The sequence below is a fragment of the Microbacterium dextranolyticum genome, assembly GCF_016907295.1.
In the GTDB taxonomy this organism is placed as follows: Bacteria; Actinomycetota; Actinomycetes; order Actinomycetales; family Microbacteriaceae; genus Microbacterium; species Microbacterium dextranolyticum.
This window is the reverse complement of sequence record NZ_JAFBBR010000001.1, coordinates 2,154,188-2,176,903: the sequence shown is the minus strand read 5'-3', so window position 1 is coordinate 2,176,903 and position 22,716 is coordinate 2,154,188. Positions and strand designations below refer to the sequence as shown.

Sequence of the window (22,716 nt, the reverse complement as noted above, 5' to 3'; positions counted from 1 at the left end):
GCGCGTCGAGACTGCGGTTCCGAGTCACCGTCTCGACGCGAAAAGCGGGTTTCGGTGAGGATGCCGGTGCCGCACGTCGGTGCTGTGCACGAGCGCGCAGGCCGTGCCCACGGCGCCGCGCCGGGACCCGCGCAGGCGCAGGGTCAGGCCGCGATGCCGTCGGCGTCGAGGATCGTGTAGCTGTAGCCCTGCTCGGCGAGGAAGCGCTGCCGGTTCTGGGCGAAATCCTGATCCACCGTGTCGCGGGCGATGAGGGTGTAGAAGCTCGCCGTGTGCCCGTTCGACTTCGGGCGCAGCAGACGTCCGAGCCGCTGCGCCTCTTCCTGGCGCGACCCGAACGATCCCGACACCTGAATGGCGACCGAGGCATCCGGCAGGTCGATCGAGAAGTTCGCCACCTTCGAGACGACCAGCACGGGGATGCGCCCCTCGCGGAACGCGGCGAACAGTTCCGCGCGCTCGTCGACGGGGGTCGCGCCGGTGATCTGGGGCGCATCGAGCGCCTCGGAGAGCACCGCGATCTGGTCGAGGTACTGCCCGATGACGAGGATCTGCTCACCCGTGTGCCGCGCGACGAGATTCCGCACGACGTCGATCTTCGCGTGCGCCGTCGCGGCGAGGCGGTAGCGCTCGTCGTCGGCGGATGCGGCGTACTCCATCCGCTCGTCCGGCGGCAGGTCGACGCGCACCTCGTAGCAGACGGCGGGGGAGATGAAGCCCTGCGCCTCGATCTCCTTCCAGGGGGCGTCGAAGCGCTTGGGCCCGATCAGGCTGAAGACGTCGCCCTCGCGCCCGTCCTCGCGCACGAGCGTCGCGGTGAGCCCCAGTCGACGCCGCGCCTGCAGGTCCGCGGTCAGCTTGAAGACGGGAGCGGGCAGCAGGTGCACCTCGTCGTACACGACGAGGCCCCAGTCGAGGGCATCCAGCAGTGCCAGGTGCGCGTACTCGCCCTTCCGCTTCGCCGTGAGGATCTGGTACGTGGCGATCGTGACGGGCTTGACCTCTTTCGCCTGCCCCGAGTACTCGCCGATCTCCTCGGGGGTGAGCGATGTGCGCTTGAGCAGCTCGTCGCGCCACTGCCGGGCGCTCACGGTGTTGGTCACGAGGATCAGGGTCGTGGTCTTGGTGTCGGCCATCGCGGCCGCGCCCACGAGCGTCTTCCCCGCGCCGCAGGGCAGCACGACGACGCCGGACCCGCCCTCGCTGAACGTGTCGACGGCCTTGCGCTGGTACGGCCGGAGGGTCCAGCCGTCCTCGGCGAGCTCGATGTCGTGCGGGGTGCCGGGGGTGTAGCCGGCGTGGTCCTCGGCGGGCCAGCCGACCTTGAGGAGCTCTTGCTTGATGTGGCCGCGCGCCCAGGCATCCACCGTGAAGATTCCGGGGGCGGGATGCCCGGTCAACAGCGGCTGGATGCGCTTGTTCTTGGCGACCTCGGCGAGAACGGCCGTGTCGGTCGCGCGGAGGATCAGCGTTCCCTCCTCGTCGCGCTCGATGACCAGCCGCCCGTAGCGGTTCACCGTCTCGCGGATGTCGATCGAGACGGATGCCGGAACGGGAAAGCGCGACCAGCGGTCGAGCGTCGCGAGCATGTCGTCGGCGGTATGCCCCGCCGCGCGGGCGTTCCAGAGGCCCAGACGTGTGATGCGGTAGGTGTGGATGTGCTCGGGCGCGCGCTCCAGCTCGGCGAAGACCGCGAGCTCGTGCCGGGCGCTCTCGGCGTCGGAATGCGCCACTTCGAGCAGTACGGTCCGATCGCTCTGCACGATCAGGGGACCGGTGAGGGGACCGTCAGCCATAGCCGACGAGTCTACCGCCGCGCGCTCAGCTCGAGGTCACCCGGGTGATGCTCGCGACCGGGAGCGTCCGTTCGACGTCGACCTGGCGGTCGCGACCGCGCAGACGGCCGCCGCCGAGCCCGGTCGCCTCGATCGTGAAGTCTCGTTCGTCGCCGCCGGGAAGGCTCACGGTCACGACGATCGTGGCGCGGGACTTCACCGCCTGCTCCAGCTCGCGGCCCAGCCACGCGGCGTCGGCATCGTCGTCCTCCGCCGCGCGCAGCCGTGAGATCAGCTCGGCGTACACCTCGACGGGCGGCAGCGGCGCGGGGCGGTCACCGGCGAGCCGGTGGCGGTCCAGGGTGCGGCGCTCGCCGCTCTCGTCGACGGCGACCGCCGGATAGCGCGCGTCGGCGACCATCCAGAAGGTCGTGTCGGCGCCCGAGCGGGTGATGAGGTGGTCGTCCTCGGGCACGAGGCCGAGCGGACGCAGCGCCTGGTCGACGGCGATCGTGCGCAGGAGTGCGGCATCGTCGCTGGTGATCCGCGTGCGACCCGTGCCGTCGGGCCCGATCCTCAGCGCCCCGTGGCGGGCCGCGGAACGCTCGATCTCGTACGCGAGCGGCTGCGGAACGCCGGTCAGCGAGAGCTCGTCGAGGAACTGCCGCAGCGAGGCGGCGGTCTCGCCGGCGGTGAGGGCGTCGGCGAGGGACTCCGCGGTGAAGCGGTAGGTGGATGCCTGGGCGCGCGATTCTCGTCGCGCCATCGCGCGCAGCCGCATATCGAGGTGCGGGGCGAGCGACCCGGGGGCGATCGCCGTGAGGTCGTTCTGCAGGAAGACCTTGTCGACCTCGGGCGGCAGATGCCGTGCCAGCGCGTCGAGGTCGATGTCGTCGCCCGATTCGGCCGGACGGGTCCACGAGGGCGCCCGGCCCGCGTCGTCGATGAGCGCCCAGCGCCGCCACAGGACGGCCTCGGCGGCCGCACGGGCGGGCCAGGCCGGATCGAATGGGTGGGCGCCGGGCCAGTCCGCGGGCGGCGTCCATCCCCCTCCGGGGGTGCGCAGCGCGGGCGGGAGGGCTTCGACGAGCCGACGGGCGACCGTCACCCAGCGCTCCGGGGTGCTGGAGTTCAGCCAGTCGATGCCGTGCGCCGTCACGAGCCACGCGCGGTCTTCGACGGAGATGAGCCCCGTGCGTTCGGCGATCGCGACGAGTTCGTCGGCGGCGGCGGCATCCGTCACCGATCCGGCCTCGACGAGACGTCGTCGGTCGATCGCGCCGAGCGTGCCCGCACCGATCCGGCCGAGGGGAGCGGTGAGCGCGGCCTGCAGAAGGTCGGCCAGAGAGGCGGATGCCGTGAACGCGTGCTCCGCCTCGGCGGCATCGTCGGGGGCGGCATCCGACGCCGTGTCGAGCACGGCCTCGGTGGCGTTCGTCACGGGGACCGGTACGGCGTCGTGGAAGGCTCGCGCGGTCGCCTCCCAGACGGTGCCGTCCTGCGACAGCAGACCGCGCGAGACGAGCGCGTCGCGGACATCCCCTGCGGGTGCCGCCCCCGTCGTGATCGCGGCCGCGAGGGCATCGACCTCGACGCGCGTCAGATCGACGAGAGCACGGGCGAGGGATGCCGCGTCGAGCAGCTCTTCCGCGGCGTCGAAGGCGTCGTCCCAGCGCACCGCCGGCGAGACGTGCCGGGCCGCGAGCAACGTGGCCAACGCCACGTCGTCGCTCCCCGCGAGCTGATGCGCGAGGGTGCGGGCGTCGGAGGTGGCCACGGTCAGCGGCTTCTGCCGGCCCGCGCCTTTCGGACGAAGGTCATGACGAGCACCGTCACGAGCAGCAGGAAAGCGACGATCGGGGCGATGTAGACGATCGTGCCCACGACCGGCCACACGCCGGCGCCGAAGTCGTCGTGCTTCATGCCGGCCGCCGAGCCGATCATGATGGCCGCGAAGCAGGCGACCGACAGGATCAGCAGACCCAGCGACATGAACGCGAGGATGCGGTCGATCCGCCGGACCGGAAGGTCCTCGGAGCGAGCCGGGGTGCGGGGCGTGGAGGGCGACATCCGCACCAGCCTACTGCGTCGGGCACCGGCGTGCGGGGTGCCGTGGCGTAGGGTTGTGGCAGGGGGCATCCGCCCCCTCTTTCACGGCGCCCGCACGGCGGGCACGATCAGCGAGGTTCAGATGCCCACCGGCAAGGTCAGGTTCTACGACGACGAGAAGGGTTTCGGCTTCATCACCACCGATGACGGCCAGGACGTCTTCCTGCACGCCACCGCCCTTCCGGCGGGGACGGTCGTGAAGACCGGCACGCGCCTGGAATTCGGTGTCGCCGACGGCAAGCGCGGGCTGCAGGCCCTCGCGGTGCGCGTGCTGGACGCTCCCGTCAGTCTCGCCAAGCGCAACCGCCCGAAGCCCGACGACATGGCGATCATCGTCGAAGACGTCGTGAAGCTGCTCGACAAGGTGGGCGGCGACCTGCGTCGCGGGCACTACCCGAGCGGCGCACAGGGCACGAAGGTCGCGGCGATCCTGCGCAAGGTGGCCGATGACCTCGATGCCTGACGCCGACGCGCGTCTGCTCGAGGCCCACGATCTGGCCCTCGCGGCGCTGCACGAGATCACGCCGCCGGCGACGGTGGGTGACGCGGCTGGATACACCGTCGAGGACGGCGGTGTCGTCTCGTTGCGATTCGCGACGACCATGGAGGGCTATCCGGGCTGGTTCTGGACGGTGAGCCTCGCCGTTGTCGAAGATTCCGAGCCGACCGTTCTCGAAGCCGAGCTGCTGCCGGGCGAGGGCGCTCTGCTCGCTCCCGAGTGGGTGCCCTGGGCCGTGCGGCTCGCCGAGTACCAGGCGGCGCAGGCCGCCCTCGCCGCCGACGAGCGCGATGCCGAGGCATCCGACGACGACCTCGACGATGAGGATGCCGCGGACGACGCGCTCGATCTCGACGACCTCGACGCCGCCGACTTCGACGAGGACGGATCGACGATCCTGCATGCGGGTGACGTCGACGGTGTGGACATCGACGTCCTCGACGAAGACGGGGACGACGACGAAGATTTCGAATCCGATGAGGACGACGACATCGACGAGGACCTCGAGTCCGACGAGGACCTCGAGTCTGACGAGGACGACCTCGAATCGGATGCCGCGGACGAGGACGACGACCTCGAGTCCGACGACGAGTGATCCCGCAGGGTGCTGAGGCGGTTCCGCCGCGTCAGCACCCCACGGCGATGATCAGCCCTGCTGGTGCTCGACCGTGTACTCGATGCACTTGACGAGCTGACGGACGTCCTCGGGGTCGATCGAGACGAACGTCGCGATGCGCAGCTGGTTGCGGCCGAGCTTGCGGTACGGCTCGGTGTCGACGATGTCGTTGGCGCGCAGGCTCGCGGCGACGGCGGCGGCATCCACCGTGTCGTCGAAGTCGATCGTGACGACCACGGGGGAGCGGTCGGCCGCCTCGGCCACGAACGGCGTCGCGTACGACGCGGAGGCCGCCCAGTCGTACAGCACGGACGAGGACTCGGCGGTGCGCGCGGAGGCCCATCCGAGTCCGCCGTTGCCGTTGATCCACTCGAGCTGCTTGTCGAGCAGAAACAGCGTCGCGACGGCGGGCGTGTTCAGCGTCTGGTTGAGGCGCGAGTTGTCGAGCGCGTTCTTCAGGCTGAGGAACTCGGGGATGTAGCGGTCCGACGCGGCGATGCGCTCGATGCGCTCGATCGCGGCGGGCGAGACCGCGGCGAACCACAGGCCGCCGTCGGAGCCGAGGTTCTTCTGCGGCGAGAAGTAGTAGACGTCCGCCTCGGAGATACGCAGGTTGATGCCGCCCGCGGCGCTCGTCGCATCGATGACGGTCAGCGCGCCCTCGTCGCCGTGCACGCGCGTCACCGCGGCGGCGACACCGGTCGAGGTCTCGTTGTGCGGCCAGGCGTACACGTCGACACCGGCGACGACCTCCGCGACCGTGCTCGTACCGGGGGCGACCTTGCGCACGTCGGGCGCTTCGAGCCACGGGGCGGCGGCGGCCGCGGCGAACTTGCCGCCGAACTCGCCGAACACGAGGTTCTGGGCGCGACGCTCGATCAGACCGAAGGCTGCGGCGTCCCAGAACGCCGACGCGCCGCCGTTGCCGACGATGATCTCGTAGCCGTCGGGCAGGCGGAGCAGGTCGCTGAGGCCCATCCGGACCTGGCCGACGAGGTTCTTGATCGGCGACTGACGGTGCGACGTTCCCATGAGCACCGAGCCGGGACCGGCAAGGGCGGCCAGCTGTTCGGGGCGCACCTTCGAAGGTCCGCAGCCGAAGCGGCCGTCGGTGGGAAGAATCTCGCGAGGCAGGGTCACGTGGGACATGCCACCGATTCTAGGGCGGGCGGCCGGACCGTCCCGTCCGGTCGCCGGGTCAAATCCCGCGCACCCGCGAACGGATAGGCTGGGAGCGCACACCGTCCCGCGCCCCGAGGCAGACATGACCGATCTGATCGACACCACTGAGATGTACCTGCGCACCATCCTCGAGCTCGAGGAAGAGGGAATCGTGCCCCTGCGCGCGCGCATCTCCGAACGGCTCGGGCACTCCGGGCCCACGGTCTCGCAGACGGTCGGTCGCATGGAGCGCGACGGCCTCGTGGTCGTCACCGACGACCGGTCGCTGGCGCTGACCGAATCCGGCAGGCAGAAGGCCGTCGACGTGATGCGCAAGCATCGGCTCGCCGAGCGTCTGCTGAGCGATGTCATCGGCCTCGACTGGGCGTACGTGCACGATGAGGCGTGCCGCTGGGAGCACGTCATGAGCGAGCTCGTCGAGCGTCGCCTGATCGAGCTGCTGGGGCATCCGACCGAGTCGCCGTACGGCAACCCGATTCCGGGTCTCGACCAGCTCGGCGACGCACCGGCCCACACCTTCGATGACGGCGTGGTCGGACTCGTCCGCCAGCTGAACGAGACCGGCGGACCCCTCAGTGGCACCGTACGGCGCCTGGCTGAGCCCGTCCAGGTCGACCCCGAGCTGCTGACCCAGCTGCGCGACGCGGGTGTCGTGCCCGGCGCGGCCGGCGACTTCCGTTTCAACGAGGGCTACGTCCTCGTGCAGATGGAGGGCTTCGACGAAGGGCTCGAGCTGCCCGTGGAGGTCGCGTCGCACATCTTCCTGGTCGACGCCGCACCGCGATCCTGAGGCGTCTCGGCTCCCTCGCCGTGCGCTCGCCGCGCGCGCGAACCTGAGTGCCGGGTGGGAGAGACCTGGGTGCGATGGGCTGTGCGTGACATATTCGTTACCTTCGGGTAGCCTCGAAAAGTCCCAGTGGCGAGAAGCCCGCCACGGACCGCCGCGCGAATTGCCTCACAGGTTCGTCGTCCGCTCGGTGACACCCGTACATCTGTGCCCTGACACCGAGTGCCGACGAACCAGTGCAGCTCCTTTCGGGTGCGTGCGCAGAGGCGCCGGAGGACAATTGGCTGAAACGTTCGACCCGTCGCAAGGGACACCCGAGTCCGAGCCGACGAAGACCGCTCTGCGGAGCCGTGCACGACGTCTCGTGACGCCCCGCCCCGTGGCATCCGCCCCTGCCCGCCAGACGCGCGCCGAGCGCCGCGCCGCCGGCAAGCCCCACCCGATGCGCAGCTTCTTCACCGTCGCCGCCGTCGCGGGTCTCGTGGCCACGGTCGCCGTGCCCGCCGCCGTAACCGCTGCGGGCACCGTGCCGGCCGAGGCGGCTGTGACGACGATGCAGCAGGTCGCCGCCGAGAACGCCCAGTCGCTGGTCGTCGCCTCCGAGGCGACCCCCGCGGCCCTCGCGCGCGGCTCGTACTCGGCCACGACCCCCGAAGAGATCCAGGCGAAGAAGGACGAGGAGGCGGCCAAGGCTGCCGCAGCCGCCCGCCTCGCCGCGGCCGCCGCCAGCGCGACCGCCAGCGCGAGCTCGGGGTCCACTTCGGGATCGACGTACTCGGGATCGCTCGCCGAGACGATCGCCCCTGCGGGATCCGTCGTGCGCCCCCTGCCGTACTTCGACCACTTCGGTGAGCCGTACGCGGGCCACAAGGGAACCGACTACATGGTCGCCCGCGGCACCCCCATCTACGCGATCGCCGACGGTGTCGTCGTCGCCTCCGACGAGGACGGCCCCGGCTGGGGCGTGTACGTCAAGATCGCCCACAACGTCGGCGGTCAGAGCGTCACCTCGCTCTACGCCCACATGCTCTACGGATCGCGTCGCGTCGCGGTCGGCGACACCGTTCGCGCCGGTCAGATCATCGGACAGGTGAGCGACACGGGCCGCGCATTCGGCACGCATCTGCACCTCGAGATCTACGTCAACGGTTCGTGGATCTACGCGGAGGACTGGCTCGCCGCCAACGTCCGCTGACCCTCCGGTCCGAGAACGACGTGATGAACGGATGCCTGTGGCGACACGGGCATCCGTTCATCTGCTTTTCGCCGAACCGTCTGCCGCCTGTACTACTCTGATCCCGACGCTCGCAGAAGCCGAGGGGGAGTCGATGGACATCGCAGGAGACCGCATCCGCACCATGGATGCCCTCTGCCGGAACGCCTCCGGCCGCTATGTCCTTCGGCATCGGGTACACGACTGCCGCGACCTTCGCGGTGACATCAAGGCGCTGTCTTCATGACAGCGCCTTTTTTCGTGCCTGCACCCTCTGAGACGTCTGCGATCTCGCACCGAAAAGGCCGCTGAAGCCGTCACGGCCGTTCGAGAGGACACACGCATGCGCACCCTGGTACTGAATGCCGGATACGAACCCCTGGCCGTCGTGTCGTTCAAGCGGGCCCTCGTGCTCGTCATGAACGAGAAGGCGACCGTCATCGAGCGGATCGACGAGAGCCCGGTCTGGGGTATCCGCGGTCACGTCGACCGACCCGCCGTGATCGTGCTCACCCGCTATGTGCGGGTTCCCGGGGCGCGGCGCGTGCCGGTGACCCGCCGCGGCGTGCTCCGTCGCGACGGGAACCGCTGCGCGTACTGCGGAAAGGGGGCGACCACGATCGATCACGTGCTGCCGCGCTCGCGCGGGGGAGCGGACTCGTGGGAGAACCTGGTCGCGGCGTGCCTGCGCTGCAACAACGTGAAGGGCGACCGCACGCCGCAGGAGATGAACTGGGAGCTGCGGTGGACGCCGCAGCCGCCGCGCGGCACGCAGTGGACCGTGCGCGGCACGGAGCGCTCCGACCCCGCGTGGGAGCCCTACCTCTCGCTCGCCGCCTGACCCGCGCCTGGCGTGTCTGTCGCGTTTGGCGCGCCCCTCGCGCCTGCCGCGTCTGCCGCGTCTGACCCGCTTGGTGCGCCCCCGCGCTGACCTCTGTCTGTCTCGTCTGCCTCGTCCGTCTCGGGGTGCGGATTCCCCGCGAGACCTCCCGTGTGTACGCTTTGGGGCTCTTTTGCGTGACACAAGCGCGGTTTCGCGACGGGAAGTGAGGCGCGCACGCGGCTGAGAGCGATGTCGGATGCCGTGGCTATCTTCGAACTCACTGGATTGAGAGATTAGAACAAAAGTTCTAATCTGATGAAGTGAGGCCGATCGTGGGGAATGTCGCTGCCGCGGATGTCGCCGACACCGTGAGCACCCTCCGCGCCCAGATGCAGCGGATGCAGGGGCGGCGTCTCGAGACGCCGGTGCTGCCTGTTCCCCGTGCCCTCGCCGCCCTACTGCCCGGCGGCGGTCTGCGGCCCGGCGCGTCGTACTCCCTCGGGCGCTCGACCTCGCTCCTGTTCGCGCTGTTCGCCCGGCCGTCGCAGGACGGCGCCTGGTGCGCCGCCGTGGGCATGCCGCATCTGGGGGTCGAGGCGGCTCGTGCGGCGGGGGTCGATCTGTCGCGGTTGGTCATCGTCCCCGATCCGGGCGAGCGATGGCTCGCGGTGACCTCGGCGATCGCCGATGTGCTGCCGGTCGTGGCGGTCCGTCCACCCGCACGGGCGACGGACGGCGACATCGCGCGCCTGGCCGCCCGCATGCGCGAGCGTGAAGCGGTGCTGCTCGTGCAGGGGCCCTGGCCGCAGACCGAGGCCATGATCGACGTGGGGGATCCGTCATGGACGGGCCTCGGCGACGGGTACGGCCTACTCTCCGGTCGTGAGCTGACCATCACGGTGACCAGCCGGCGCTTTCCCGCGCCGCGGACGGGCCGGGTGCTGCTGCCGGACGCCGACGGCGCCGTCGCCCCCGTGGAGCGGGGGTGGGATGCCGCGGCGCGCCCCGTCCCGTTCACGGGATCCGTTCCGATGGCCCGGGCGGTGTGAGCATGGGCGTCGCCGTCGCGCCGGACCTCCCGCCGCGCAGTCTCGTCGTCTGGGTGCCGGACTGGCCGATCGTCGCGCTCGCGCGCGACGGCGACGATCCCCCCGATCCCGCCGCGCCGATCGCCGTTTTCGCGAAGGGCGTCGTGATGGCCTGCTCTGCGGCGGCGCGCGCAGAGGGGGTGCGCCGGGGGCAGCGTCGACGCGATGCGCAGGCGCGGTGCCCGCAACTGATCGTGGTGACGGATGACCCGGTGCGCGACCATCGGGTCTTCGCCCCCGTGATCGCGGGCATCGAAGAGGCGGCCCCCGGCGTGCAGCTGATCCATCCCGGCCTGTGCGCGCTGCAGGCGAAGGGGCCGGCCAGGTACTACGGGTCCGAAGCGGCCGCGGCGACCGTGCTCGCCGGGGTCGTGGTCGCGCTCGGCATCGACGACGTCCGCGTCGGGGTGGCCGACGGTGCGTTCACCGCCGAGCAGGTCGCTCGCGTCGGCACGCGTGCGGCCGACCCCGTGCGCATCGTGCCCGAAGGGGGCGCAGCAGATTTCCTCGCGCCGTTGTCGGTCGGTGTGCTCGAAGGTGAGACCCCGGGGATCGCGGGGTTGTTCGCCCGACTCGGTGTCCAGCGACTGGGCGAGGTCGCCGATCTCGGGGCCGACCGGCTGGGGGAGAGATTCGGGGCGCCCGGCATCCGGCTGCACGCTCTCGTCACCGGCCGCGATCCGCGCCCGGTGACCGCGCGTGTGCCGCCTCCCGAGCTGCATCGCGAGGTCGTGTTCGAGCCCCCCGTCGCTCTCGCGGATCAGATCGCGTTCGGGCTGCGTCTTCCGGCCGAGGAGTTCACCTCACGGCTCGGGGCGCAGGGACTCGTGTGCACCGAGCTGCGCGTCGTGCTCACCGGCGAGCACGGCGATCGCAGCGATCGGGTCTGGCTGCACCCCGGGGCCTTCGATGCGGCGGCGATCGTCGACCGGGTGCGCTGGCAGCTCGCCGAGCAGGCAGCCTCGACCGCGCCGACGGGGTCGAGGGCGGCACGCCCGCCCCGCGGCGCGGCGACGGGAGGGCTCCGCAGTGCGGTCACGAGCGTGCGGATCGAACCCGAGGGGGTGGATGCCGCGGCGCACCACACGGCGCGGCTGTTCGGCTCGGGGCCGGAAGAACGGGTGCATCACGCGCTGTCCCGGGTGCAGGCCATGCTCGGGCATCAGGGAGTGCTGATCCCCGAGATCGGGGGCGGCCGCTGGCTTGCGGAGCGGCAGCAGCTCGTGCCCTGGGGCGATGCGCGGGTGTCGTCGGATGCCGCGGCGCGGCCCTGGCCGGGGAGCGTGCCGGGGCCGCTGCCGGCGAGCGTGTTCCCGCGAGCGCTGAGCGTCGCCGTGCTCGACGGCGAGGGCGACATGGTCGCCGTGGATGCCCGGGGTGAGGTGACCGCCGAGCCGGTGTGGCTCGTGACACCGGGCGCCTCCGGACCGGGGCAGCGTCGTGGCATCCGGCAATGGGCGGGGCCGTGGCCCGTGATCGAGCGCGGGTGGGATCCCGAGCGGGCGCGATGGGCTCATCGATTCCAGATCGTCGACCACATGCAGGGGGCGTGGCTGCTCGTGTGCGAGGCAGGGGTCTGGCAGGCGGAGGGGGTGTACGACTGATGGGATTCAACAATCCGTCGGTGACCTGGTCTGAGATGGAACGCCTGCTCAGCAGCCAGGGCACCGAACCCGACGGCGGCGACGGCCCGGCGTTCTCGCGCAAGCGCGGGCCCTACCGGGCACCGAAGATCGAGCGCCCCGACGACGTCGTGCCCTACGCCGAGCTGCACGCCCACTCGTCGTATTCGTTCCTCGACGGCGCCTCCTCTCCTGCGGAGCTCGCAGAAGAGGCCGAGCGCCTGGGGTTGCATGCCCTCGCCGTCACCGATCACGACGGCTTCTACGGGATCGTCCGTTTCGCCGAGGCGGCCGAGCAGCTCGCCCTGGCCACCGTCTTCGGCGCCGAGCTCTCGCTCGCGAGCTCGCCCGACGCGGCTCTGGCCGGGGTCGCACCCCGCGCGGGGGCCGCGCCCTCCCGCTCCGGTGCCGCCGATCCCGACGCCGAGCACCTGCTCGTCCTCGCCCGGGGGGAGGAGGGGTACCATCGCCTCGCCGCGGCGATCACGCACGCCCAGCTCGCGGGCGGCGAGAAGGGGCGGCCCCGCTACGACCTCGACGACCTCGCCGAGCATGCCGATGGGCATTGGGCGATCCTCACCGGGTGTCGGAAGGGTGCCGTGCGCCAGGCCCTCGCGACGGGGGGAGCGAACGCCGCCTCTCGCGCGCTCGACCGTCTCGTCGAGCGTTTCGGTCAGGCGGCGGTCACCGTCGAGCTCATCGACCACGGCGGTCCCACCGATACGCGCGACAACGACGTGCTCGCCGCTCTCGCTGCGGAGCGGGGCCTGCCGATCGTCGCGACGAACAACGTCCACTACGCGGTGCCCGAGCGGGTGCACCTGGCCGCGGCGGTCGCCGCGGTCCGCGCGAACCGGGGTCTCGATGAGCTCGACGGCTGGCTGCCCTCGCACGCGAGCGCGCATCTGCGCTCGGGGGCCGAGATGGCGCGGCGGTTCCGGCGCTATCCGGGGGCGATCGCGCGCACCGTGTCTCTGGCCGACGAGCTCGCCTTCCCCCTCCGCCGGGCGAAGCCGGCACTGCCGAAACTCCCCGTGCCCGAGGGGCACACCCCGATGTCGTGGTTGCGCCATCTCGTGTGGCAGGCCGTGCCGCGGAAGTATCCCGACCTCGACGACGACGGTCGTACACGCATCGAGAAAGAGCTCGGCGTCATCGAGCAGAAGGACTTTCCGGGGTACTTCCTCATCGTCCACGGCATCGTCGCCGAGGCTCGGCGCCGAGGCATCCTGTGCCAGGGGCGGGGCTCGGCGGCCAACAGCGCGGTCTGCTATCTGCTGGACATCACGGCGATCGACTCGATCTTCTTCAATCTGCCGTTCGAGCGGTTCCTCTCGGCGATGCGCGAGGAAGAGCCCGACATCGACGTCGACTTCGACTCGGATCGGCGCGAGGAGATCATCCAGTGGGTCTTCGACGAGTACGGGCGTGAACGGGCGGCGCAGGTCGCGAACGTCATCCAGTACCGGCCGAAGAACGCCGTGCGCGACATGGCGAAAGCGCTCGGGCATTCGCCCGGGCAGCAGGATGCCTGGTCGAAGCAGGTCGAGCGCGGCGAGATCATCCCGGGCATGCACGACATCCCCGACCGGGTGCTGGAGTACGCGGGGGCGTTGATGAAGGCACCGCGGCACCTCGGCATCCATTCCGGGGGCATGGTGCTGACCGAGCGGCCCGTGGGCGAGGTCGTGCCGATCGAGCACGCGCGGATGGCAGGGCGCACCGTCATCCAGTGGGACAAGGACGACGCCGCCTGGATGGGGCTCGTGAAGTTCGATCTGCTGGGGCTCGGCATGCTCGCCGCGCTGCAGTACTGCTTCGACCTCATCGCCGCCTCGACGGGGGAGCAGTGGACCCTCGACACGATCCCGAAGGAGGAGGCGGCCGTCTACGACATGCTGTGTCGGGCGGATTCGATCGGGGTGTTCCAGGTCGAGTCGCGCGCGCAGATGGGCCTGCTGCCGCGTCTGCAGCCGCGGCGCTTCTACGACCTCGTGATCGAGATCGCCCTGATCCGCCCCGGGCCGATCCAGGGCGGTGCGGTGCATCCGTACGTGCGGCGCAAGGTGCAGGGCGAGACCGTGACCTATGTGCACGAGAAGCTGAGACCGGTGCTCGAGCGCACCCTCGGGATCCCCATCTTCCAGGAGCAGCTCATGCAGATGGGGATGGCGGTGGGAGACCTCACCGGCGAGGATGCCGACGTGCTCCGCCGCGCGATGGGATCGAAGCGCGGAATCGAGCGGATCGAGTCGGTCAAAGAGAAACTCTACGCGGGCATGGAGCGCAACGGCCTCGTCGGAGCCGTCGCCGACGACATCTACGCGAAGATCCAGGCGTTCGCGAACTTCGGCTTCGCCGAGAGCCACTCCCTCTCGTTCGCGCTGCTCGTCTACGCCTCATCGTGGCTGAAGCTGCACTACCCGGCGGCGTTCCTCGCCGCGCTCCTGCGCGCGCAGCCGATGGGGTTCTATTCGCCCGCGACCCTGACCGCGGATGCGCGTCGACACGGGGTGACCGTCCGTCGCCCCGACATCCATGCGTCGGGGGTGGATGCCGGGCTCGAACCGCTCGCGGCGGACGGGGCGGACGGCGGGGGCGGTGGTGTGACCGGGGCGCCGTCCGCCGATGAGGCGTCCGCGCCGGCCGCGCGGATCGCGCCGACCGGACGGGCATCCTGCGCTGACCGTCTGCAGCCTCCGGTCGATCCGTTCGACGCGTCCGCTCCCGACGAGTCGGCCGCCCACCGACGCGACGGCGCACTCGCCGTGCGGCTGGGACTTGCCGCCGTCACCGGCGTCGGCGCGCGGTTGGCTGCCCGCATCGTCGCCACCCGCACGCAGGACGGTCCCTTTCGCGACCTCCGCGACCTCGTCCGGCGGACGGGCGCGACCGAGGCGCAGGTCGAGGCGCTCGCCACGGCGGGCGCGTTCGAGGGAATGGGCCTCGGGCGGCGCGCCGGCATCTGGCTCGCGGGCGATGCGGCGCAGGACCGCAGCGAGTTCCTGGCCGGCACGCTCGTGTCGGTGCAGCCGCCGCTGTTCCCCGATCCGTCGAGCTATGACGTGCTCGCGGCCGACCTGTGGGCGACCGGCATCTCGACCGACGATCACCCACTGGTCCACTACCGTGCGGGGTTGGATGCCCGGGGGGTGCTCGCCTCGCGCGAGCTGCGCACCCACGAGGTCGGCCGACGGGTCGAGGTCGCAGGGCTCGTCACCCATCGGCAGCGGCCGGCCACGGCATCCGGGATCACGTTCCTGAACCTCGAAGACGAGCACGGCCTCATGAACATCATCTGCTCCGCAGGTGTCTGGGACAGATATCGGCGGGTGCTGCGCGACTCGCCCGCCCTCATCGCCCGCGGCATGCTGGAGCGCTCGCCCGAGGGAGTCACGAACCTCGTCGCCGACGGTTTCGAAGACCTGCGTGTGGGCGTTCGCCACCGCTCCCGCGACTTCCAATGACCTCGGCGACGGCGAGGCCAGGGTGACGAGAGCGAAAGAGGTCAGGAGCGGCCGGCGTGCAGCTCGGTCTTCGCGAGCTGGTCGTGCAGGTCGTCGGGCGCGAGCGCCGCCTCGCGGAACTCCGCGGTCAGCGGCAGGCGCAGGTGCAGGTCGGTGCACAGGCACAGCTCGACCTTGCCGTGCTCGAGGGTGAAGTCGAGCACGTGGCCGCCGTGGGTGCGGCTGTCGTCGATGTAGTGCGCGTGGCATCCGGGAACACCGATGCCCTGCTCGTACAGCGGCGTGCGGAAGGCGATGACCGTGCCGTCGACGTCGTCGAACTGCAGCACGGCGTCGTCGTCGGTCGCCTCGGTCATGGGGCGGAAGGGGCGCTCTTGACGCGTGACCGTGCGCGCGGTGATCCGGCGGAAGCGCCCGGTAATGCGCAGGGCGTACATGTAGTTCGCCGACGCGGTGATGGCGTCGATCGCTTCGGACGCCTCGGCGCGGGTCGCGCCGTCGGGCAGCTCGCGGGTGATCGTGGGGACGAAGTCGGTGACCACGGCGTACGGGGTGGCGGCGTCATCGGGCGCGGCCGTGGCCGTGCCGTCGCCGCGCAGGCGGTAGGCGACGCCGTCGATCACGACCATCTCGCCGTCGAGGGCGTTGAAGGTGCCGATGCCGAAGTCTCCGTGCTGCAGGAGCTCTCCCGTGGTCATGTCGTCTTCGTAGATGCCGTCGAGCAGGGCAGCCATGAGGCTGGTCTGGAAGAGGGTGCGGCGTTCGTCGGTGGGCATGTCGCGTTCCTTTGTGAGGCGAGGGCGGGTGCGAGGGGTGGGGCAGGGTGTGCCCGGGCGGGTCGGACGACGAGACAGGGTGCGCTCGCCGCCCGGCGGGCGGTGTTACAGCAGCACGTCGGCGAGCAGGTCGCCGCCGAGGCGCCGCAGATTGTCACGGTAGTCGACCGGCACGTCGATGACGGACGGTCCGTCTTCGGCGAGGGCGGCGATGATCGTCGGCACGAGGTCTTCGATGCGGGTGACGCGGTGGCCGTGCGCGCCGAAGGATTCGGCGAAGGCGACCACGTCGTACGCACCGAGCTCGACGGCGGCGGTGCGCCCGTACTTCTCGACCTGCTGGAAGGCGACCATGTCGTAGGCCGAGTCGTTGAAGACGACGTGGGTGAACTGCGTTCCGAGGCGGACGGCGGTTTCGAGCTCGACGGCCGAGTACAGGAATCCTCCGTCGCCCGATACCGACAGCACGGGGTCTCCCGCGTCGGCCAGGCTCGCCGCGATCGCCCACGGCAGGGCGACGCCGAGGGTTTGCTGGCCGTTGGAGAACATCAGCGACCGCGCGCGATACGTGCGGAAGTGACGCGCCATGTACAGGTAGTTCGAGCCCACGTCGCAGAGGACCGTGGCCGAATCGGGAAGGGCTTTCTGGATGCCGGCGACCACAGCCACGGGGTCGAGTCCGAAGGCATCGTCGTGGTCGGGGTCGCCCAGGTCGGTGTTCTCGGCGAGGCGAGTGCGCTCGCGGGCGACGATGTGCTCGGCGTCGGTGCCGCGCGGGTGGAGCCCGCCGACGGCGAGCAGCGCAGCCGTCAGATCGTGCAGCGTCGTGGCGAGATCGCCGACGAGCTCGACCGTCGGCCGGTAGTCGTTGTCGATGTCGGCCGACGCGGTGTCGAGGTGGATGAGCCGACGCGCGTTGCCCAGGTTCCATTCGGCGGGGACGAACTCGACCGGGTCGTAGCCGAGCGTGAGGACGAGGTCGGCGTGGTGCAGGAGCACGTCGCCCGGCTGGTTGCGGGCGAAGCCGACGCGCCCGAGGTAGTGGTCTTCGAGTTCGCGCGAGACGATGCCGGCCGCTTGGAAGGTCTCGACGACGGGCAGGTCGGTGACCCGCAGCAGTTCGTGGAGCGCGGCCACCGCCTCGGGCGCGCCGCTGCGCGCACCCGCGAGGATCACGGGAAAGCGGGCCTCGCGCAGGAGCGCGGCGGCATCGGCGATGGATGCCCGTGCGGCACCGCCCACGGCCGCCGGAACGATCGGGTCGGAGAACCCGATCGCGCTCGGCGCGGTCGACACGTCGTAGGGGAGGACGACCGCGGCGGCGCCGCGCGGCTCGCGCGTCGCGGCGCGGAACGCGTTGACGATCGCCTCGGCGACGTTGTCGGGAGAAGTCACCTCGCAGGCCGAGACGGTGACGGTCTGGAGCATGCCGACGGCATCCATCGCCTGGTGGGCGCGCTTGAGGTGCTGCGACCGCGAGACCGCCCCGCAGATCGCGACGACGGGGTCGCCTTCGGTCGTGGCCGTGAGAAGACCCGTCGCGAGGTTCGTGGTGCCGGGGCCGCTCGTGACGAGGACGACGCCCGGGATGCCGGTGAGGCGCCCGATCGCGGCGGCCATGAAGACGGCGTTCTGCTCGGTGCGGCAGGTGACCAGCAGGGGTGCTCCGGGCTCGCCCTGCACGGCGGCGAGGGCGTCGAACACCGGGTCGATCTTGGCGCCGGGCACGCCGAACACCCAGCGCACGCCGTGGGCGCGGAGCACTTCAACGACTCGATCGGCGGCGCGGTCGAGCACGGGGGCCGTCGCGTTGGGGGTCACGGCGGAGGGCGCGGCCGGGGCGGTCGACGGTGCGGGGGAGATGACCGGTGCGATGCTCATGCCTCCATGGTCTGCCCGGCGCCGTCGGCGAGGAAGACGGCGATCACGATGTGACTGTTCTGATTCGCAGATGGGTCCGCGGGCGATGCGCTGCGCGACGGCCGCGTCAGGCGATGTCCGGCGACGATTCCTTGCGGAGCGCCCAGGCGGGCATGATCGAGGTATGGATGTCCGCCACCTCTCGGTCTTCGTCGCCGTCGCGCAGGAGATGAGCTTCACCCGCGCCGCCGACCGGCTGCTGCTCGCGCAGTCCGCGGTGTCGACCACGGTGCGCGAGCTCGAACGAGAGCTGGGCGTCGCGCTCTTCGACCGTTCTCATCGGCAGATCAGGCTGACGGGGGCGGGCGAGGAGCTGCTCGCGCGCTCGCGCGACGTGCTCGAGAGGATGCGCGAGATCGGCGAGGCCGTCGCCGCCGCAGGGACGGAGCTGCGCGGCACCGTGACGGTCGGTCTCATGACCGGTGTCGACCTCGTCGACGTGCCGAGCCTGCTCGGTGCGTTTCACGCGAGGCATCCGGCCGTCGTGTTGCAGCTGCGCGCGACGGGTCTGGGCTCGTCTGGCCTCGTCGCGCAGCTCGAGCGGGGAGAGATCGACCTGGCGCTGCTCGCCGCCGTGGACGGGCTGCCGGCCACGCTGCAGGGCGAGATCGTCGCCTCGTCGCCGTACGCGCTGGTCGTGCCCGAGGCTCACCCGCTCGCCGGTCGCGACGTCGTCGGCCTCGACGAGCTCGAAGGTGAGCGGTTCATCGATCTGCCGCCCGGGTACGGGTCGCGGCGCATCGTCGACGATGCGTTCGCGCACGCCGGGGTGTCGCGCCGGGTGCTGATCGAGGTGGCGGAGATCTCCACGGCGGCGCAGTACGTGCCGCAGGGCCTCGGGCTCGCGCTCGTGCCGCGGTTCGCCGTCGCGGGGGCGATCACGGGCACACGTGTCGTGTCCGCGGCGGACGCCGTTCCGCCGTTCGACCTATCGCTCGCGTGGGCGCGACGGCGCCCCCTCAGCTCGGCGGCCGAAGCACTCGTGCAGCTGGTTCGCACCGCTCTGCTGCCGGCCGTGTGAGCCGCCCTGCGGTCGCCGTATGAGCCGCGGCGCGGTCACGCCGTTCCGCGCCCGACACCTGTGCGAACGCCCAGCACGCCGCGCCACCCGCACTCGTCCACCTCGTCACAGGGCTAGCGTGGAGGCATGGCGAACGTTGCAGACTTCTTCATCGAAACTCTCAAGCGGGCCGGCGTGGATCGGGTGTGGGGCCTTCCCGGTGACTCGCTGAACGCCTTCACCGACGCGCTGCGGCGCGACGGAGGCATCCGATGGCTGCACATGCGGCACGAAGAGGCGGCCGCGTTCGCTGCGGGGGCGGATGCCGAGCTGAACGGCGAACTCGCCGTCGTCGCGGGGTCGTGCGGACCCGGCAACCTGCACTTCATCAACGGCCTCTTCGACGCGAACCGCAACCGGGTGCCGGTGCTGGCGATCGCCTCGCACATCCCGTCGGCCGAGATCGGCAGCGCGTACTTCCAAGAGACGCACCCGCAGGAGCTCTTCCGCGAGTGCAGCGTCTACTCCGAGCTCGTCGGCGACCCGGCGCAGCTGCCCTGGGTGCTCGAGATCGCGATGCGCACCGCGGTCGAGAAGCGCGGCGTCGCGGTTGTCGTCGTTCCCGGCGACGTGTTCTTCCAGGATGCCCCGGAGCGTCGTCCCACCGCGGCGATCACGGCGACCCGCTCGCGCGTGCTGCCCGACTCGGGCGACCTGCAGAAGGCGGCCGAGATCCTCAACGGCGCGAAGAAGGTCACGATCCTCGCCGGAGCGGGTGTCGCGGGCGCGCACGACCAGGTGGTCGCGCTCGCCGCAAAGCTGCAGGCGCCGATCGTGCACGCCCTGCGCGGCAAGGAGCACATCGAGTGGGAGAACCCCTACGACGTGGGGATGACGGGACTTCTCGGCTTCTCGTCGGGGTACCGCGCGATGGAGAAGTGCGACGTGCTGCTGATGCTCGGCACCGATTTTCCCTACCGGCAGTTCTTCCCCGCGAAGGCGACGATCATCCAGGTGGACCTTCGGGGCGAGCAGTTGGGGCGGCGCACGCCGATCGATCTCGGCCTCGTCGGCGGGGTGCGTGAGACCGCGATCGAACTGACTCCGCTCATCGATGACGGGCGCAGCCCCACGCACGTCGACGATGCCGTCGCGCACTACCGCAAGGCGCGGAAGACCCTGGACGAGCTGGCCGTCGACGACGGCAAGGCCCCGATCCACCCGCAGTACGTGGCGCGTCTGCTCGACGAGCTGTCGGCGCCGGATGCCGTGTTCACCGCCGATGTGGGAAGCCCGGTCATCTGGGCGGCGCGGTATCTGACCATGAACGGGCAGCGCCGGCTGCTCGGCTCGTTCCTGCACGGGTCGATGGCGAACGCGATGCCGCAGGCGCTCGGCGCGCAGGCGGCCGACCGTTCGCGGCAGGTGATCGCGCTCGCCGGCGACGGGGGCCTCGCGATGCTGATGGGCGATTTGCTGTCGATCCGCCAGAACGACCTGCCGATCAAGATCGTGGTGTTCAACAACGCGTCGCTGAACTTCGTCGAGCTCGAGATGAAGGCGGCGGGCATCGTCAACTTCGGCACGCAGCTCGACAATCCGAACTTCGCCGCGGTCGCCGAGTCTCTCGGCGTCAAGGGCATCCGGGTGGAGAAGGGGGCGGATCTCCGCGGAGCGCTGACCGAGGCTCTCGCCACCGATGGCCCGGTGCTCGTCGACGTCGTCACGGCGCGCGAAGAGCTGTCGATGCCGCCGGCGATCACGGCGGCGCAGATGAAGGGCTTCTCGGTGTGGGCGCTGAAGACGATCCTGTCGGGGCGCGGTGATGAGTTGATCGATCTCGCCGACACGAACGTCTTCCGCCGTCTGTTCGGCGGGTCGACCTCGGAGGACTGAGCCGCGCTCAGCGGCAGGTCTCGTAGCGGTAGCCGGGGGTTCCCGGCGCCACGAGCATCCGGTCGCGGAGGATGAGCGAAGCGGGCCGGTCTGCTCGCGCGCAGACCTCCGCGAGCGGGGCGTCGAGGGTGTCGGGGTACTCGATCGCGAGGACGTGCGCGCCGTACACGTCGGTGTAGGCGGCGCACTCGTCGTGCGCCGCGCATTCTTCGGCAACCGCGAAGTCGAAGCCCGCCTGGTCGTGCAGCAGCGGGGCATCCTCGGCGGCGTTCTTCTGCGCGGCAGCGAGGCCAGCACGGTGTGCCGCCGTGACGAGCAGCCGAGCGAGGCGCAGGTTGTCGTCGCGGGTGAGGGTGCCGCCGGTGCGCGTGTAGGTGTCGAGGTTGTCGAACTCGACGGCCCGGTAGCCCGCGTCGGCGCAGCCGTGGATCCAGGGGGTGACGACCGCGGCGACCCGGTCGCTCTTGCGGGAGTCGACGATCACCTCGTCGGGCCAGCCCGGGTCGACGACGGGGTGGCTGGAGGCGTCGGTGAGCAAGAGGTCAAACGGCCAGGAGGATGCTTCGCCGGGTTGGGTCTGGAACGCGTTGACGTAGCAGATGCCATACGTACCCGCGGCCGGTGGCGCGGTGCGGTCACGGGCGACGACGGTCACACCGGGCGGCGGGGCGTAGGCGCCCCCGAGTTGGTAGTCGAACCCGGCGCCGGCGGGTGGGAGCGTCACGTCGCCGGGTGAAGACGTCGCCGGGGATGTCGCGGTGGCGCTCGCCGGGGGAGGCGCGCTCTCGCCGTTCGTGGTCGTGGCAGCGCACCCGGTGACGAGGAAGATGCCCACCAGTGCGACCGTCACCGATCGTGAGCGGCGGCGCGGGGCCACGGGCGGTCTCATCCGGCGACTCTAACGCCAGTGTCGATCCCTAGGGAGCGCACAGGAAGCTCCGCCGCGTGTCTGGGCGTTCGTCCGGGTGCGCGTGCGAGCATCGATGGATGACCGTTCGTTCCTGGCACTTTCTGGCGATCGCCGCCGGGCTCGTGGTGGCGTTCGTCGGGTTCTACCTCTTCTTCGTGCACGGCTACATGGGTCAGCTGCTCGATGAGCAGGCACGGATCGGAGCGCAGTTCGCCGCCGCGACGCGATTCGCGGATGCCCTCGATGCGGTGCCGCTCGTCAGCGCCGGCATCGTCGTGCTGGCCGTCGTTATCGGTTTGCTGCGTCGCCAGGTGCTGACGACCGTCGTCGCGCTCGCCGTCGTCACGGCGTCGAACCTGACGACGCAGCTGTTGAAGCACGAGCTGCTGAGCCGGCCCGACAACGGCGCGACCGGAGAGTGGCACAACTCGTTCCCCTCGGGGCATACGACGGTGGCGGCCTCGGCGGTGTTCGCCCTGTTCCTCGTGTGTGCGCCACGGCTGCGCCCTCTGATCGCCGCCGTCGGAGCCGCGGTGCTCATCGCGATCGGCGCACTGCTGGTCGGCAACCAGTGGCACCGGCCCAGTGATGTCGTCGGAGGCATCCTCGTCGTGGCGATCTTCGTCTTTCTCGGGGGAGCTGTGCTCGCGCCGTTGCGCCCCGCCGCCGCCACACCACGACACGGCATCGCCGGAACGGTCGGGTTGCTCGTCGTGGCATCGATTGTCTCGGCCTGCGCCTTCGGCGTCGCCTACCTCGCGGTCGCCGGGGGAGACGCGCCGCCCGAGGTGTCGACGCTTGCGGGGCTGGTCGCGATCGCCGTGACCATCGGGGCGACGTCGCTGCTCGCCGCGCGCCTGTTCCGCCGCGTCGGCTGAGTCGTGTCGTGCTCGGGTTCGTCTTGTGGGTGTCCGGGTGGATCGCACTGGCCGCAACGCTAAACTCGAAGGGCCAGCCTCTGTAGCTCAGTGGAAGAGCCACTCCGTCCTAAGGAGCGGGTCGGGGGTTCGAATCCCTCCAGGGGCACCACATC

General features: G+C 70.9%; 18 protein-coding genes and 1 tRNA gene. 12 read left to right on the top strand and 7 right to left on the bottom strand.

The window, feature by feature from the left end; genetic code table 11:
- Window positions 1–143: 143 nt before the first annotated feature.
- Genes JOE64_RS10055 through JOE64_RS10045 form a run of 3 tightly spaced genes read right to left on the bottom strand, consistent with a single transcriptional unit; the run spans window position 144 to window position 3,845 of the window.
- Window positions 144–1,796 carry a DNA repair helicase XPB gene (locus tag JOE64_RS10055; RefSeq protein ID WP_204964124.1) on the bottom strand — a complete coding sequence of 551 codons (1,653 nt, stop codon included), beginning with the start codon at window positions 1,794–1,796 and terminating at the stop codon, window positions 144–146.
- 25 nt (window positions 1,797–1,821) lie between these two features.
- On the bottom strand, window positions 1,822–3,552 hold the full coding sequence (locus tag JOE64_RS10050; protein WP_204964123.1) for a helicase-associated domain-containing protein: 1,731 nt from the start codon (window positions 3,550–3,552) through the stop codon (window positions 1,822–1,824).
- Between the two features lie 2 nt (window positions 3,553–3,554).
- Entirely contained in the window at window positions 3,555–3,845 is a 291-nt protein-coding gene (locus JOE64_RS10045) for a multidrug ABC transporter ATPase (protein ID WP_204964122.1), read from the bottom strand.
- A 121-nt stretch (window positions 3,846–3,966) separates the two neighbouring features.
- Here JOE64_RS10045 and JOE64_RS10040 point away from each other — a divergent pair, with 121 nt between their 5' ends.
- Window positions 3,967–4,347, top strand: a complete 381-nt coding sequence (locus tag JOE64_RS10040) for a cold-shock protein (protein WP_204964121.1) — start codon at window positions 3,967–3,969, stop codon at window positions 4,345–4,347.
- The gene (locus JOE64_RS10035; RefSeq protein WP_204964120.1) at window positions 4,331–4,978 is read left to right on the top strand and encodes a DUF3027 domain-containing protein; all 648 of its coding nucleotides are present in this window, start codon (window positions 4,331–4,333) and stop codon (window positions 4,976–4,978) included. The genes JOE64_RS10040 and JOE64_RS10035 overlap by 17 nt, the downstream gene beginning before the upstream one ends.
- 51 nt (window positions 4,979–5,029) lie before the next feature.
- Here the strand turns inward: JOE64_RS10035 and serC are convergent, their stop codons facing one another.
- On the bottom strand, window positions 5,030–6,148 hold the full coding sequence (gene serC / locus JOE64_RS10030; protein ID WP_204964119.1) for a phosphoserine transaminase: 1,119 nt from the start codon (window positions 6,146–6,148) through the stop codon (window positions 5,030–5,032).
- Window positions 6,149–6,263: 115 nt separating this feature from the next.
- Here serC and JOE64_RS10025 point away from each other — a divergent pair, with 115 nt between their 5' ends.
- The 6 genes from JOE64_RS10025 (at window position 6,264) to JOE64_RS10000 (ending at window position 15,181) form a co-directional block, all read left to right on the top strand.
- Complete coding sequence (locus JOE64_RS10025) at window positions 6,264–6,971, top strand: iron-dependent transcriptional repressor DtxR (protein ID WP_204964118.1); 708 nt, start codon at window positions 6,264–6,266, stop codon at window positions 6,969–6,971.
- Window positions 6,972–7,248: 277 nt separating this feature from the next.
- Entirely contained in the window at window positions 7,249–8,163 is a 915-nt protein-coding gene (locus JOE64_RS10020) for a peptidoglycan DD-metalloendopeptidase family protein (protein ID WP_204964117.1), read from the top strand.
- Between the two features lie 361 nt (window positions 8,164–8,524).
- Window positions 8,525–9,022: an HNH endonuclease gene (locus tag JOE64_RS10015; protein ID WP_204964116.1), complete on the top strand. Its 498-nt coding sequence runs from the start codon at window positions 8,525–8,527 to the stop codon at window positions 9,020–9,022.
- Between the two features lie 314 nt (window positions 9,023–9,336).
- Window positions 9,337–10,053 carry a DnaE2-dependent mutagenesis accessory factor ImuA' gene (gene imuA', locus JOE64_RS10010; RefSeq protein ID WP_307821708.1) on the top strand — a complete coding sequence of 239 codons (717 nt, stop codon included), beginning with the start codon at window positions 9,337–9,339 and terminating at the stop codon, window positions 10,051–10,053.
- Window positions 10,054–10,055: 2 nt separating this feature from the next.
- Window positions 10,056–11,696, top strand: a complete 1,641-nt coding sequence (locus tag JOE64_RS10005) for a DNA polymerase Y family protein (RefSeq protein ID WP_204964115.1) — start codon at window positions 10,056–10,058, stop codon at window positions 11,694–11,696.
- Window positions 11,696–15,181, top strand: coding sequence for an error-prone DNA polymerase (locus tag JOE64_RS10000; protein ID WP_204964114.1), 3,486 nt, complete (start codon window positions 11,696–11,698; stop codon window positions 15,179–15,181). Before JOE64_RS10005 ends, JOE64_RS10000 begins: the two co-directional genes overlap by 1 nt.
- 41 nt (window positions 15,182–15,222) lie before the next feature.
- Here JOE64_RS10000 and budA read toward each other — a convergent pair whose 3' ends face one another.
- A complete protein-coding gene (gene budA / locus JOE64_RS09995) occupies window positions 15,223–15,957 on the bottom strand; it encodes an acetolactate decarboxylase (protein WP_204964113.1) in 735 nt (244 codons plus the stop codon).
- Between the two features lie 105 nt (window positions 15,958–16,062).
- The gene (gene alsS / locus JOE64_RS09990; RefSeq protein ID WP_204964112.1) at window positions 16,063–17,838 is read right to left on the bottom strand and encodes an acetolactate synthase AlsS; all 1,776 of its coding nucleotides are present in this window, start codon (window positions 17,836–17,838) and stop codon (window positions 16,063–16,065) included.
- Between the two features lie 163 nt (window positions 17,839–18,001).
- On the opposite strand from alsS, the gene JOE64_RS09985 reads away from it, so the two are divergent.
- Window positions 18,002–18,898 carry a LysR family transcriptional regulator gene (locus JOE64_RS09985; protein ID WP_204964111.1) on the top strand — a complete coding sequence of 299 codons (897 nt, stop codon included), beginning with the start codon at window positions 18,002–18,004 and terminating at the stop codon, window positions 18,896–18,898.
- A 126-nt stretch (window positions 18,899–19,024) separates the two neighbouring features.
- Window positions 19,025–20,773 (top strand): ubiquinone-dependent pyruvate dehydrogenase, encoded by a 1,749-nt coding sequence (poxB, locus tag JOE64_RS09980; protein WP_204964110.1) that lies wholly within the window; start codon window positions 19,025–19,027, stop codon window positions 20,771–20,773.
- Between the two features lie 7 nt (window positions 20,774–20,780).
- On the opposite strand, the gene JOE64_RS09975 is transcribed toward poxB, so the two are convergent.
- Window positions 20,781–21,662 carry an endo alpha-1,4 polygalactosaminidase gene (locus JOE64_RS09975; RefSeq protein WP_204964109.1) on the bottom strand — a complete coding sequence of 294 codons (882 nt, stop codon included), beginning with the start codon at window positions 21,660–21,662 and terminating at the stop codon, window positions 20,781–20,783.
- Window positions 21,663–21,760: 98 nt separating this feature from the next.
- On the opposite strand from JOE64_RS09975, the gene JOE64_RS09970 reads away from it, so the two are divergent.
- A complete protein-coding gene (locus tag JOE64_RS09970) occupies window positions 21,761–22,561 on the top strand; it encodes a phosphatase PAP2 family protein (RefSeq protein WP_204964108.1) in 801 nt (266 codons plus the stop codon).
- Window positions 22,562–22,637: 76 nt separating this feature from the next.
- Window positions 22,638–22,712 (top strand) — tRNA-Arg (locus JOE64_RS09965).
- The last annotated feature ends 4 nt before the right edge of the window (window positions 22,713–22,716 follow it).